At 70.1% G+C, this 13,350-nt stretch carries 12 protein-coding genes; 5 read left to right on the top strand and 7 right to left on the bottom strand.

Annotated features, from left to right (window positions below):
- Window positions 1-5: 5 nt before the first annotated feature.
- Window positions 6-371, bottom strand: coding sequence for a hypothetical protein (locus tag ACZ303_RS01395; protein ID WP_467333849.1), 366 nt, complete (start codon window positions 369-371; stop codon window positions 6-8).
- Window positions 372-434: 63 nt separating this feature from the next.
- Window positions 435-1,382: a heme o synthase gene (locus ACZ303_RS01390; protein ID WP_467333847.1), complete on the bottom strand. Its 948-nt coding sequence runs from the start codon at window positions 1,380-1,382 to the stop codon at window positions 435-437.
- 472 nt (window positions 1,383-1,854) lie between these two features.
- On the opposite strand from ACZ303_RS01390, the gene tkt reads away from it, so the two are divergent.
- Genes tkt through pgl form a run of 5 tightly spaced genes read left to right on the top strand, consistent with a single transcriptional unit; the run spans window position 1,855 to window position 8,454 of the window.
- A complete protein-coding gene (gene tkt, locus ACZ303_RS01385; RefSeq protein WP_467333845.1) occupies window positions 1,855-3,942 on the top strand; it encodes a transketolase in 2,088 nt (695 codons plus the stop codon).
- Window positions 3,943-3,976: 34 nt separating this feature from the next.
- Window positions 3,977-5,092, top strand: a complete 1,116-nt coding sequence (gene tal, locus ACZ303_RS01380; RefSeq protein ID WP_467333843.1) for a transaldolase — start codon at window positions 3,977-3,979, stop codon at window positions 5,090-5,092.
- 1 nt (window position 5,093) lies between these two features.
- Window positions 5,094-6,620 carry a glucose-6-phosphate dehydrogenase gene (zwf, locus tag ACZ303_RS01375; protein WP_467333841.1) on the top strand — a complete coding sequence of 509 codons (1,527 nt, stop codon included), beginning with the start codon at window positions 5,094-5,096 and terminating at the stop codon, window positions 6,618-6,620.
- Entirely contained in the window at window positions 6,617-7,675 is a 1,059-nt protein-coding gene (gene opcA / locus ACZ303_RS01370) for a glucose-6-phosphate dehydrogenase assembly protein OpcA (RefSeq protein ID WP_467333839.1), read from the top strand. Before zwf ends, opcA begins: the two co-directional genes overlap by 4 nt.
- The gene (pgl, locus tag ACZ303_RS01365; RefSeq protein WP_467333837.1) at window positions 7,672-8,454 is read left to right on the top strand and encodes a 6-phosphogluconolactonase; all 783 of its coding nucleotides are present in this window, start codon (window positions 7,672-7,674) and stop codon (window positions 8,452-8,454) included. The genes opcA and pgl overlap by 4 nt, the downstream gene beginning before the upstream one ends.
- Before the next feature lie 164 nt (window positions 8,455-8,618).
- Here pgl and pgi read toward each other — a convergent pair whose 3' ends face one another.
- The 5 genes from pgi to ACZ303_RS01340 all read right to left on the bottom strand — a co-directional run bounded on the left by pgi (window position 8,619) and on the right by ACZ303_RS01340 (window position 13,281).
- A complete protein-coding gene (gene pgi / locus ACZ303_RS01360; protein ID WP_467333835.1) occupies window positions 8,619-10,280 on the bottom strand; it encodes a glucose-6-phosphate isomerase in 1,662 nt (553 codons plus the stop codon).
- Window positions 10,281-10,420: 140 nt separating this feature from the next.
- Complete coding sequence (locus ACZ303_RS01355) at window positions 10,421-10,756, bottom strand: RNA polymerase-binding protein RbpA (protein WP_079110552.1); 336 nt, start codon at window positions 10,754-10,756, stop codon at window positions 10,421-10,423.
- A gap of 182 nt (window positions 10,757-10,938) precedes the next feature.
- Window positions 10,939-11,169, bottom strand: a complete 231-nt coding sequence (gene secG / locus ACZ303_RS01350; RefSeq protein WP_184730779.1) for a preprotein translocase subunit SecG — start codon at window positions 11,167-11,169, stop codon at window positions 10,939-10,941.
- A 117-nt stretch (window positions 11,170-11,286) separates the two neighbouring features.
- Window positions 11,287-12,063 (bottom strand): triose-phosphate isomerase, encoded by a 777-nt coding sequence (tpiA, locus tag ACZ303_RS01345; RefSeq protein ID WP_467333830.1) that lies wholly within the window; start codon window positions 12,061-12,063, stop codon window positions 11,287-11,289.
- Window positions 12,064-12,069: 6 nt separating this feature from the next.
- Window positions 12,070-13,281 carry a phosphoglycerate kinase gene (locus ACZ303_RS01340; protein ID WP_467333827.1) on the bottom strand — a complete coding sequence of 404 codons (1,212 nt, stop codon included), beginning with the start codon at window positions 13,279-13,281 and terminating at the stop codon, window positions 12,070-12,072.
- Window positions 13,282-13,350: the final 69 nt, after the last annotated feature.

Here is a 13,350-nt window from a genome sequence, read left to right as displayed (position 1 = left end):
GCCCGTCAGTTATCGGCGGGATTGCTCGGGCCGCCGATCTGGATGCCGGCCATGCGCGACCACTCGTACGGGCCGGTGCGCACCTTGGCGGCGAACTCACCGTCGAAGTCGTCGTGGAGGGTGATCCCGGCCTGCTCGGCGGCCGCGCGGGCGATCTCCGCGGAGGGGGCGACGAGGTTGCCCCATTCGCCGTTGGCGCCGACGAGGGCGATCCGGGTGGTGCCGCGGGCGATGTGCGCCAGCTGGCCCTCGGCGGTGCCGCCGTGGCTCTTGGCGAACGCGCCGATCTGCCGGGCGAGCCGGGCGGCCTTGCGGCCGGTCCGGGCGTCGGGTGCGGTCTCTTCGGCCTGCGCGGTGGTGTCCTCTGCCATGGACAGGATGCTACCGGCCGGTAATTAATGAGGGAAGGGATCTCCGGGGTGGCGGAGGGAACCTCAGTGCAGGAAGGGGTCCACGGCGACAGCGGCGAAGAGCAGCGAGACGTAGGTGATGGACCAGTGGAACAGCCGCATCTCCTTCAGCTTCGCGCCGGTGACACCGGCCTTGGCGCGGGCCTGGAGGCCGTGCGCCTCCTTCAGCCAGAAGAGGCCGAGCGCCGCGGCCACCACCGTGTAGAACCAGCTGGTGTAGCCGAGCGGCTGGAGCGAGAGGGAGACGGCGACCATCACCCAGCTGTAGAGGACGATCTGGCGGGCGACCGCCTTGTTGCCGGCGATGACCGGCAGCATGGGCACGCCCACCCGCTCGTAGTCGTCCTTGACCTTCATCGACAGCGGCCAGTAGTGCGGCGGCGTCCAGAAGAAGATGACGAGGAAGAGGACGAGGGAGGCCCAGGAGACGGAGTTCGCGACCGCGGACCAGCCGATGAAGACCGGCATGCAGCCCGCGATGCCGCCCCAGACGATGTTCTGGGCGGTGCGCCGCTTGAGGATCATCGTGTACACGACGACGTAGAAGACGTTGGCGCCGAGGGAGAGCATCGCCGAGAGCGGGTTGACCAGGAACCAGAACCAGGCGGTCGAGCCGACGGTCAGGGCGGTCGCGAAGACCAGGCACTCGCGCGGGGAGACCATGCCGGTCACCAGCGGGCGCTGCGAGGTGCGGTCCATCAGCGCGTCGATGTCGCGGTCGATGTACATGTTGTAGGCACCCGCGCCACCGGCGGAGAGGTAACCGCCGATGCAGGTGGCGAGGACCAGCCACAGGTCGGGCACGCCCTCGGCGGCGAGGAACATCACCGGCACGGTCGTCATCAGCAGCAGCTCGATGACCCGCGGCTTGGTCAACGCCACGAACGCCTTGACACGGGCCCCGAACGGCCGGTGACCGAGGCTCTCGCTCTCCGCGAGAACCCCCGCAGGACGGGATTCGACGGCCGTCACGCACACCCCTGACAGAGATAAGGCCAGCAAGCACGGCCGGGTGGATGAAACCCCGGTAAAGGCTTGCGCGTACCACGCCACTCTAGACGTAGGGGATACCTCGGCCTTCGCCGGGGTCGGGTCGTGTTGGGGCCGTAGCGGACCCGATCCGTACCGGATCCGCAACGGCTCCGCATCGGATCGGCCGCCCTGGGAACATGACAGAACGGAAGCGTTCGGGAGGCGGGCAGGGGGACCTCCCGGCAGGCTGTACCCGTGACCGTCGCAGCCGTGGCGGGAATCTTTCCTATCCGTTTCCGGTTGCCCGGGACGTCGGGCCGGGCAGTCGGACGAAGCCCCGAATGAGCGCCCGAGCAGCCGACTGAGCGTCGAAAAGGCGCCCTGCCCTGCGGGGTAGGCTCGACAGCGCCGCGTCGTGGCGGAAGACCGCCCCCGGCTAAAAAGAACATGTGGAGAGGAGCCCTGACCGAGGGTGAGCAACAAGCCGACCACAACAGACCTCGAGTGGACCGAACTGGACCAGCGGGCCGTCGATACCGCCCGCGTCCTGGCCATGGACTCCGTGCAGAAGGTCGGCAACGGCCATCCGGGCACGGCCATGAGCCTGGCGCCGGCCGCTTATCTGCTGTTCCAGAAGCTGATGCGGCACGACCCCAGCGACGCCGACTGGGCCGGCCGCGACCGGTTCGTCCTCTCCCCCGGCCACACCAGCCTGACCCTCTACGTCCAGCTCTTCATGGCCGGCTACGGCCTGGAGCTCTCGGACCTGAAGTCGTTCCGCACCTGGGACAGCAAGACCCCGGGCCACCCGGAGCACGGTCACACGCGCGGTGTGGAGACCACCACCGGCCCGCTGGGCCAGGGCATCGCCAACGCGGTGGGCATGGCCATGGCCGCCCGCTACGAGCGCGGCCTGTTCGACCCGGAGGCGCCGCAGGGCACCTCCCCGTTCGACCACACCATCTGGGCGATCGTCTCCGACGGCGACCTGGAGGAGGGCATCTCCGCCGAGGCGTCCTCGCTGGCCGGTCACCAGAAGCTCGGCAACATCGTCGCGCTCTACGACGACAACCACATCTCGATCGAGGGCGACACCGAGACCGCCTTCTCCGAGGACGTCCTCAAGCGGTACGAGGCGTACGGCTGGCACGTCCAGCGCATCGAGCAGGGCGCCAACGGCGACTTCGACATCCAGGCGCTGCACTCGGCCATGAAGGCGGCGCAGGAGGAGACCGAGCGCCCGTCGATCATCGCGGCGCGCACGATCATCGCCTGGCCGGCCCCGAACGCCCAGAACACCGAGGCCTCGCACGGCTCGGCGCTGGGCGCCGAGGAGGTCGCCGCGACCAAGCGCGTCATGGGCTTCGACCCCGAGCAGGACTTCCAGGTCGACGACGACGTCTTCAGCCACGTCCGCAAGGTCGTCGACCGCGGCCGCGAGGCCCACGCCACGTGGGACAAGCGCCTCCAGGAGTGGCGCCAGGCCAACCCGGAGCGCGCCGCGGAGTTCGACCGCATCGCCGCGGGCGAGCTGCCCGACGCCTGGGAGAAGGCCGTTCCGGTCTTCCCGGCCGGCAAGGACGTCGCGACCCGCAAGGCGTCCGGCGAGGTCCTCAAGGCGCTGGGCGGCGTGATCCCCGAGCTGTGGGGCGGCTCCGCCGACCTCGCCGGCTCGAACAACACCACGATCGACGCGTCGTCGTCGTTCCTCCCCGAGGGCAACCCGCTCCCGGAGGCGAACCCGTACGGCCGCACGATCCACTTCGGCATCCGCGAGCACGCCATGGGTTCGACCATGAACGGCATCGCGCTGCACGGCAACACCCGCGTCTACGGCGGCACCTTCCTGGTGTTCTCCGACTACATGCGTCCGGCCGTGCGCCTGGCCGCGCTGATGAAGCTGCCGGTCACCTACGTGTGGACGCACGACTCCATCGGTCTCGGCGAGGACGGCCCGACCCACCAGCCGGTCGAGCACATGGCCGCGCTGCGCGCCATCCCGGGCCTGAACATGGTCCGTCCGGCCGACGCCAACGAGACGGCCATCGCCTGGCGCGAGATCACCAAGCGCCACACCACCCACCCGGCGCCGCACGGCCTGGCCCTCACCCGGCAGAACGTGCCGACGTACGAGGCCAACGAGGGCGCGGCCAAGGGCGGCTACGTCCTGTTCGAGGCCGAGGGCGGCCGTCCGCAGGTGATCCTGATCGGCACCGGCTCCGAGGTCCAGCTGGCCGTCGAGGCCCGCGAGGCGCTCCAGGCCGAGGGCATCCCGACCCGCGTGGTCTCGATGCCGTCCGTGGAGTGGTTCGAGGAGCAGGACCAGGCGTACCGCGACGGCGTGCTGCTGCCCGACGTCAAGGCCCGCGTCGCGGTCGAGGCGGGCATCGGCCTGACCTGGCACCGCTACGTCGGTGACGCCGGCCGCATCGTCTCGCTGGAGCACTTCGGCGCCTCCGCCGACTACAAGGTGCTCTACCGCGAGTTCGGCCTGACGTCCGAGGCCGTCGTCGCCGCCGCGCGCGAGTCCATCGAGCACGCCGACGCCAACCGCCGCTGACGCCCCACCTTTCTCAGTAGGAGATGCAATTCCCATGACAGACGCACTCAAGCGCCTCTCCGACGAAGGCGTCGCGATCTGGCTGGACGACCTGTCCCGCAAGCGCATCACGTCGGGCAACCTGGCCGAACTCATCGACCAGAGCCACGTGGTGGGCGTCACGACCAACCCGTCGATCTTCCAGAAGGCGATCTCCGGCGGCGACGGCTACGAGCAGCAGCTCTCCGACCTCGCCGCCCGTGAGGTCACCGTCGAAGAGGCGATCCGCATGATCACCACGGCGGACGTCCGCGACGCCGCCGACATCCTGCGCCCGGTCTTCGACGCGACCGATGGCCAGGACGGCCGGGTGTCCATCGAGGTCGACCCGCGCCTGGCGCACAACACCAAGGCCACCGTCGCCGAGGCCAAGCAGCTGGCCTGGCTGGTGGACCGCCCCAACACGCTGATCAAGATCCCGGCGACCAAGGCCGGCCTGCCGGCGATCGCCGAGACCATCGGCCGGGGCATCAGCGTCAACGTCACGCTGATCTTCTCCCTGGAGCGCTACCGCGCGGTCATGGACGCCTACCTGACCGGTCTGGAGAAGGCGAAGGCCGCGGGCCTGGACCTGTCCCTGATCCACTCGGTCGCGTCCTTCTTCGTCTCCCGCGTGGACACCGAGATCGACAAGCGCCTGGACGCCCTGGGCACCGACGAGGCCAAGGCGCTGCGCGGCAAGGCCGCCCTGGCCAACGCCCGCCTGGCCTACCAGGCGTACGAGGAGGTCTTCTCCTCCGACCGCTGGGCCGACCTGGAGAAGGCCGGCGCCAACAAGCAGCGCGCCCTGTGGGCCTCGACCGGCGTCAAGGACCCGGCCTACAAGGACACCCTGTACGTGGACGACCTGGTCGCCCCGAACACGGTCAACACCATGCCGGAGGCCACCCTGGAGGCCACCGCCGACCACGGTCAGATCAGCGGCGACACCGTCCGCGGCACCTACGAGCAGGCAAAGGCCGAGCTCGACGCGCTGGCGAAGATCGGGATCTCGTACGACGACGTCGTGCAGCTCCTGGAGGACGAGGGCGTCGAGAAGTTCGAGGCGTCGTGGAACGACCTGCTGAAGTCCACTGAGGCGGAGCTCAAGCGCCTCGCTCCGGAGGCGTGAATTGAGCACAAGCAGCAATCCGCTGCGTGACGCTCAGGACCGACGGCTCCCGCGTATCGCGGGGCCGTCGGGCCTGGTCATCTTTGGCGTCACGGGCGATTTGTCCAGGAAAAAGCTGATGCCGGCGGTGTACGACCTCGCCAACCGGGGGCTGCTGCCGCCGGGCTTCTCCCTCATCGGCTTCGCGCGCCGCGACTGGGAGACCGAGGACTTCGCCCAGATCGTCCACGACGCGGTCAAGGAGCACGCCCGTACGCCGTTCCGCGAGGAGGTCTGGCAGCAGCTCGTGCAGGGCTGCCGGTTCGTCCAGGGCGACTTCGACGACGACGAGGCGTTCGAGACCCTCAAGGACACCATCCAGGAGCTCGACAAGGCACAGGGCACGGGCGGCAACTTCGCCTTCTACCTGTCCGTACCGCCGAAGTTCTTCCCCACGGTCGTCCAGCAGCTGAAGAAGCACGGCCTGGCCGACCAGAAGGAGGGCTCCTGGCGGCGCGCCGTCATCGAGAAGCCCTTCGGGCACGACCTGGCCAGCGCCCAGGAGCTCAACCGGATCGTCCACGAGGTCTTCCCGGCCGAAGAGGTCTTCCGGATCGACCACTACCTGGGCAAGGAGACCGTTCAGAACATCCTCGCCCTGCGGTTCGCCAACACCCTCTTCGAGCCGATCTGGAACCGGTCCTACGTCGACCACGTGCAGATCACCATGGCCGAGGACATCGGCATCGGCGGCCGGGCCGGTTACTACGACGGCATCGGCGCCGCGCGCGACGTCATCCAGAACCACCTGCTCCAGCTGCTGGCCCTGACCGCCATGGAGGAGCCCGCCTCCTTCGAGGCGGACGCTCTGGTCGCGGAGAAGACCAAGGTGCTCGGCGCCGTGCGGCTGCCCAAGGACCTCGGCAGGCACACCGTGCGCGGCCAGTACGCGCACGGCTGGCAGGGCGGCGAGGAGGTCGCCGGCTACCTCGAAGAGGACGGCATCGACCCCCAGTCGAAGACCGACACCTACGCGGCGGTCAAGCTGGAGATCGACAACCGCCGCTGGGCGGGCGTCCCCTTCTACCTCCGCACCGGCAAGCGCCTCGGCCGCCGCGTCACCGAGATCGCGGTCGTCTTCCAGCGCGCGCCGCACTCGCCCTTCGACCACACCGCCACCGAGGAGCTGGGGCAGAACGCCCTGGTCATCCGGGTGCAGCCGGACGAGGGCGTCACCCTGCGGTTCGGCTCCAAGGTGCCGGGCACCTCGATGGAGGTCCGGGACGTCTCGATGGACTTCGCCTACGGCGAGTCCTTCACCGAGTCCAGCCCCGAGGCGTACGAGCGACTCATCCTCGATGTGCTCCTCGGCGACGCGAACCTCTTCCCCCGCCTGAAGGAGGTCGAGCTGTCCTGGCAGATCCTCGACCCCATCGAGCGGTACTGGGACACCCACGGCAAGCCCGCGTCGTACCCGGCCGGCACCTGGGGCCCGGACGAGGCGGACGAGATGCTCGCACGAGACGGACGGAGCTGGCGCCGGCCATGAAGATGGACCTCACGGACACCACGTCCAGCAAGATCAACAACGCTCTGGTCCAGGGCCGCCGCGCCATCGGCACGCCCGCCATCGGCATGGTGCTCACCCTGGTCATCGTCACCGACGAGGAGCACGCCTACGACGCGCTGAAGGCGGCCAACGAGGCGTCCCGCGAGCACCCCTCGCGCAAGCTCGTGGTCATCAAGCGGGTCAGCCGCTCGCCGCGCGACCGCGCCAAGGCCCGCCTCGACGCCGAGGTCCGGGTCGGCACCTCCGCCGGCACCGGCGAGACGGTCGTGCTGCGCCTGCACGGCGACGTCATCGACCACGCCCAGTCGGTCGTGCTGCCGCTGCTGCTGCCCGACGCCCCCGTGGTCGTCTGGTGGCCGGTCGGCTCCCCGGTCAACCCGGAGAAGGACCCGCTGGGCGCCCTGGCGCAGCGCCGGGTCACCGACACCTACGCCGCCGAGGACCCCCTCGCGGAGGTGTCGGCCCGCGCCGCGCACTACACGCCCGGCGACACCGACCTGGCCTGGACCCGGATCACGCCGTGGCGTTCGATGCTCGCGGCGGCGCTGGACCAGCAGCAGGTCGACATCCTCTCCGCCGTGGTCGAGGGCGAGAGCTACAACCCGAGCTGCGAACTGCTCGCGATGTGGCTCGCGGACCGCCTCGGCGTACCGGTGCGGCGGTCCGTCTCGGAGGGCCCCGGCCTCACGGCCGTACGACTGGAGTCCCGCAACGGCCCGATCGTCCTGGACCGCCCCGACGGCTCGCTGGCCACGCTCTCCATGCCCGGCCAGCCGGACCGCGCGGTCGCGCTCAACCGGCGCGACACCGCGGAGCTCCTCGCGGAGGAGCTGCGGCGGCTCGACCCGGACGACACGTACGAGTCGGCGCTGAAGTACGGCGTGGAGCGGCTCGGCGAGGCCGAGCCGGCCGAGGAGGCGAAGCCGGCCAAGGCGGCGGCGCAAACTTCGGACGCTTCGGACGCGACCGACGCCGCCGAGAAGCCCGCTCCCACGAAGAAGGCCGCCTCAGGCAAGAAGGCGGCCGGCAAGTGAGCACCCCTCAGATCGTCGTCCACCGGGACAAGGAGCTGATGGCCCAGGCCGCGGCGGCCCGGCTGATCACGAAGATCGTGGACGCCCAGGCCGCGCGCGGCTCGGCCTCCGTCGTCCTCACGGGCGGGCGCAACGGCAACGGGCTGCTCGCGGCCCTCGCCGCGGCGCCCGCGCGGGACGCGGTGGACTGGTCGCGGCTCGACCTGTGGTGGGGCGACGAGCGGTTCCTGCCGGAGGGCGACCCGGAGCGCAATGTGACGCAGGCGCGTCAAGCGCTCCTGGACTCGGTGCCGCTGGACCCGGCCCGGGTGCACGCGATGCCGCCGGCGGGCGGCCCGTACGGCAACGACGCGGACGCGGCGGCCGAGGCGTACGCGGCGGAGCTCGCCGCGGCGGCCCGGCCGGAGGACCACGGTCCGGTGCCGTCCTTCGACGTCCTCCTGCTGGGCGTCGGCCCCGACACGCACGTGGCGTCGCTCTTCCCCGAGCTGCCGGGTGTACGGGAGACCGAGCGCACGGTCATCGGCGTCCACGGCGCCCCGAAGCCGCCGCCGACGAGGGTCTCCCTGACCCTCCCGGCGATCCGCGCGGCCCGCGAGGTCTGGCTCCTCGCGGCGGGCGAGGACAAGGCGGGGGCGGTGGCCCTCGCCCTGAGCGGCGCGGGCGAGATCCAGGCCCCGGCGGCGGGGGCCTACGGGCGCGGCCGCACGCTGTGGCTGCTGGACCAGGCCGCGGCGGCGCGGTTGCCGCGGGGGTTGTACCCGCCGGCTTCGCCGTGAGCGGCTGATCGTACATACGACGATGGCCCGCCCCCCTCGTGTGAGGGGGGCGGGCCATCGTCGCTTGGGAGGGGTACCCGGGCTGAAATCAGCCCGTCCGGCGTTTGAGGACCGGGGTCCGGGGCGGAGCCCCGGGAAACGGCGGGACCGGGGCCCCGACCGCGTCAGCGACCCCGCAGCTCGCGATACCGCGCGACCAGCGCCGCCGTGGACGCGTCCAAGCCTTCCGGCTCGGCGCCGGCCGTAAGCGCGGGCTCAACCCGCTTCGCCAGCACCTTCCCCAGCTCGACACCCCACTGGTCGAAGGAGTCGATGTTCCAGATCGCCCCCTGGACGAACACCTTGTGTTCATACAGAGCGATCAACTGCCCCAGCACCGACGGCGTCAGCTCCCCCGCGAGGATCGTCGTCGTCGGGTGGTTGCCCCGGAACGTCTTGTGCGGGACGAGCTCCGCCGGGACGCCCTCCGCCGCGACCTCTTCCGGCGTCTTGCCGAAGGCGAGCGCCTGTCCCTGGGCGAAGAGGTTCGCCATCAGCAGGTCGTGCTGGGCCACCAGCCCCGACGGCAGGTCGTCGACCGGCTTGGCGAAGCCGATGAGGTCCGCGGGGATCAGCTTCGTACCCTGGTGGATCAACTGGTAATACGCGTGCTGCCCGTTCGTGCCGGGCGTGCCCCACACGACCGGGCCCGTCTGCCAGTTGACGGGCTGTCCGTCGCGGTCTGTGGACTTGCCGTTGGACTCCATGTCGAGCTGCTGGAGATAGGCCGCGAACTTCGACAGATAGTGGCTGTAGGGCAGCACCGCGTGGGACTGCGCGCCATGGAAATTGCCGTACCAGACGCCGAGCAGACCCAGCAGCAGCGGGACGTTCTCCTCGGGCGGGGCGCAGCGGAAGTGCTCGTCGACCAGGTGGAAGCCGGCCAGCATCTCGCGGAAGTGGTCCGGGCCGATGGCGAGCATCAGGGAGAGCCCGATGGCGGAGTCGTACGAATAGCGGCCGCCGACCCAGTCCCAGAACTCGAACATGTTCGTGGTGTCGATGCCGAACTCGGAGACCTTCTCCTCGTTCGTCGACAGCGCCACGAAGTGCTTCGCCACCGCGTCCTCGCCTGCGCCCAGCTCGGTCAGCAGCCAGTTGCGCGCGGAGGTCGCGTTGGTGATGGTCTCGATGGTGGTGAAGGTCTTCGACGCGACGATGAACAGCGTCTCGGCGGCGTCCAGATCGCGCACCGCCTCGTGCAGGTCCGCGCCGTCGACGTTCGACACGAAACGGAACGTCATGTCACGTGCGGTGTAGGCCCGCAGGGCCTCGAACGCCATCGCCGGACCGAGGTCGGATCCGCCGATACCGATGTTGACGACGTTCTTGATGGGCTTGCCGGTGTGGCCCTTCCAGTCGCCGCCGCGCACCCGGTCGGTGAAGACCTGCATCTTGCGCAGAACGGCGTGGACGGCCGGTACGACATTCTCACCGCCGGTCTTGATGACGGCCGACTCCGGGGCGCGCAGCGCGGTGTGCAGCACGGCGCGGCCCTCGGTGGTGTTGATCTTCTCGCCGCGGAACATCGCGTCGCGCAGCTCCGTGACCCCGGTGGCCGCCGCCAGCTCCCGCAGCAGCCGCAGCGTCTCGTCGGTGACCAGGTGCTTGGAGTAGTCGAGGTGCAGGTCGCCGACGGTGAGCGCATAGCGCTCGGCCCGTCGCGGGTCGTCCGCGAACAGCTGTCGAAGGTGCACCTCCCCCAGCTCTTCCCGGTGCTTGGCCAGCGCGTTCCACTCAGGCGTGCGGTCGAGCCTGCTGCGGCCTTCTGGGTTCATCTCGGACATCAGCCCACTTCTCTCGTAGCTGCCCCGCCACCGTCCAACCTAATTGATCAGGGCACGTTATGAGACGTCGAGCGGCCCGGCGCGCGCCCTGGGCAGGTGCGCGGCCGGGCCGCTCGAATGGTGTCGATGTGTGGTGCCGCTCAGATCTCTCCGCGGAGCTTGGCCAACGCCTCGGCGAGGATGGCCTCGCCGTCCGCGTCGCTGCGCCGCTCGCGCACATAGGCGAGGTGGGTCTTGTACGGCTCGGTGCGCGGCGGGTCGGGCGGACTGTCCCGGTCCTGGCCGGCCGGGAAGCCGCAGCGCGGGCAGTCCCAGGTGTCCGGCACCTGTGCGTCACTGGCGAAGCTCGGCTGCGTCTCGTGCCCGTTGGAGCACCAGAAGGAGATGCGGAGGCGCGGCGCGGACTCGCCCCGCTCGGCCTCCCCCATCGGCCCCGCTCCGACCCGACTTCCTCGGATCGCGTTGCCACTTGCCACGGTCGTAACTCCCTGCGTAATGGTGCTGCACTGTGCCGAATACCGGCTGCGCCGCGGGGTCGTGAACGGCTCCGCTGCGGGCGCTCCAGTCTACGTAAGGCCCAACGCGCGTCCAGTGGCAGGAGTTACAGCCCAGCCGCGAGGACGCGACCCCAATGATAGGCCGCGTCCACGACGGTACGTCAGCTATCGAGCTTCATCAGCAGGCCGAGTGCGACAATGCACGCGAACCACAGCAGACCGACGACCACGGTGATGCGGTCGAGGTTGCGCTCGGCGACCGAGGAGCCGCCGACGGAGGACTGCATGCCGCCACCGAACATGTCGGAGAGGCCGCCGCCCTTCCCCTTGTGCATGAGCACCAGCATCATCATCAGCAGGCTGAAGACGATGAGGGCGATCGAGAACCCCATGACCACGGCTTGACCAACTCTCTCGGATCTCTGAACGGAGTGGGGCCGGGCGGTGCGGATGCACCGGTCCCGGCCCCGACAGGGTACGACGGGGGACCCCCGTCGTCATAGCGCTGCCTACTGGTCCCGGAAACGGACGATCTTGACGAACTCGTCCGCGTCCAGGGCGGCGCCGCCGATCAGGGCGCCGTCGACGTCCGGCTGCGCCATGATCGCGGCGATGTTGCCGGACTTGACGGAGCCGCCGTACTGGATGCGGATCTTGTCCGCGACCTCACGGCCGTAGAGCTCGGCGAGGCGGCCGCGGATGGCGCCGCAGACCTCCTGCGCGTCCTCGGGGGTGGCGACCTCGCCGGTGCCGATGGCCCAGACGGGCTCGTAGGCGACGACGATGGTCTCGGCGTGCTCGGCCGGGATGTCCTTCAGGGCGCCGTCGACCTGGGCCAGCGTGTGCTGGACCTGGTTGCCGGCCTTGCGGACGTCCAGGCCCTCGCCGACGCACAGGATCGGGGTGAGCCCGTGCCGGTAGGCGGCCTTGACCTTGGCGTTGCAGATCTCGTCCGTCTCGGCGTGGTACTGGCGGCGCTCGGAGTGCCCGATCGCCACGTAGGTGCACTTGAGCTTGGACAGCATCGCGCCGGAGATCTCACCGGTGTACGCACCGGAGTCGTACGCCGAGAGGTCCTGGGCGCCGTACTTGATCTTGAGCTTGTCGCCGTCGACCAGCGTCTGGACCGAGCGCAGGTCGGTGAAGGGCGGCAGGACGGCGACCTCGGTGGCGTCGTAGTCCTTGTCGGCGAGCGCGAAGGAGAGCTTCTGGACGTGCGCGATGGCCTCGAGGTGGTTGAGGTTCATCTTCCAGTTGCCCGCCATCAGCGGGGTGCGATCACTCACGGTGGTTCAGTCCTCCAGTGCGGCGAGGCCGGGGAGCGTCTTGCCCTCGAGGTACTCGAGGCTGGCGCCGCCACCGGTCGAAATGTGGCCGAAAGCGGTCTCGTCGAAGCCCAGGGTGCGCACGGCCGCGGCCGAGTCGCCACCGCCGACGACGGTGAAGGCGGAGCTGTCGAGGAGACCCTGCGCCACGGCCTTGGTGCCGTTGGCGTAGTCGGGGTGCTCGAAGACACCCATGGGGCCGTTCCAGAAGACCGTGCCCGCGTCGGCGAGCTTCGAGGCGTAGAGCTCACGGGTCTTCGGGCCGATGTCCAGGCCCTCCTTGTCGGCCGGGATGGCGTCCGCGGCGACGAGGTCGGGGTTGGCCGGGGCCTTGGTCTTCAGGTCCGGGAAGTCGGCCGAGACCAGGACGTCGACGGGGAGGACGAACTCCACGCCGCGCTTCTCGGCCCGCGCCAGGTACTCCAGGCAGACCGGGACCTGGTCCTCCTGCAGCAGCGAGATGCCCACCTCGTGGCCCTTGGCCTTGAGGAAGGTGTAGGACATGCCGCCGCCGATGAGGATGCGGTCGGCCTTCTCCAGCAGGTTGTCGATGACACCCAGCTTGTCGGAGACCTTGGCGCCGCCGAGGACGACGACGTAGGGCCGCGCGACGTCCTCGGTGAGCTTCTTCAGGACGCCGACCTCGGTGGCGATCAGGTCACCGGCGGCGTGCGGCAGGCGCGCCGGGAGGTCGAAGACCGAGGCGTGCTTGCGGTGCACGGCACCGAAGCCGTCACCCACGTACAGGTCGGCCAGGGCCGCCAGCTCGTCGGCGAACGCGCCGCGCTCGGCGTCGTCCTTGCTCGTCTCGCCCGCGTTGAAGCGGAGGTTCTCCAGCAGCGTGACCTCGCCGTTCGCCAGTGCGGCGACGGTGGCCTTCGCGCTGTCGCCCACCGTGTCGGTGGCGAACGAGACGCTCTTGCCCAGGATCTCGCCGAGCCGCGCCGCGGCCGGGGCGAGGGAGTACTGGGGGTCCGGGGCGCCCTTGGGACGGCCCAGGTGGGAGGCGACGATCACCTTGGCGCCCGCGGCGGCGAGCTTGGCGATCGTCGGCGCGACGGCGCGGATCCGGCCGTCGTCGGTGATGGTGGTGCCGTCCAGCGGCACATTGAGGTCGGCGCGGACGAAGATCCGCTTGCCCTCGACGCCGTCCTGGAGGAGTTCGTCGATCGTCTTCATGCAGTGACTCCGGTGACGTAGCGGCTGGTCATGGCACGGGGCCCGTACGACGCTCCATCGCGTCGCACG

The sequence above is a fragment of the Streptomyces sp. NPDC023527 genome, assembly GCF_055560115.1.
Note: the sequence above shows the minus strand (reverse complement) of the source record. Positions and strands in the feature narration are given on the sequence as shown.

Excerpts from the sequence above, each read along its gene's own strand:
- secG (WP_184730779.1), bottom strand. The coding sequence starts at position 11,169 with ATGGGGTTCTCGATCGCCCTCATCGTCTTCAGCCTGCTGATGATGATG.
- pgi (WP_467333835.1), bottom strand. The coding sequence starts at position 10,280 with ATGTCCGAGATGAACCCAGAAGGCCGCAGCAGGCTCGACCGCACGCCT.
- ACZ303_RS01340 (WP_467333827.1), bottom strand. The coding sequence starts at position 13,281 with ATGAAGACGATCGACGAACTCCTCCAGGACGGCGTCGAGGGCAAGCGG.
- tal (WP_467333843.1), top strand. The coding sequence starts at position 3,977 with ATGACAGACGCACTCAAGCGCCTCTCCGACGAAGGCGTCGCGATCTGG.
- opcA (WP_467333839.1), top strand. The coding sequence starts at position 6,617 with ATGAAGATGGACCTCACGGACACCACGTCCAGCAAGATCAACAACGCT.
- ACZ303_RS01395 (WP_467333849.1), bottom strand. The coding sequence starts at position 371 with ATGGCAGAGGACACCACCGCGCAGGCCGAAGAGACCGCACCCGACGCC.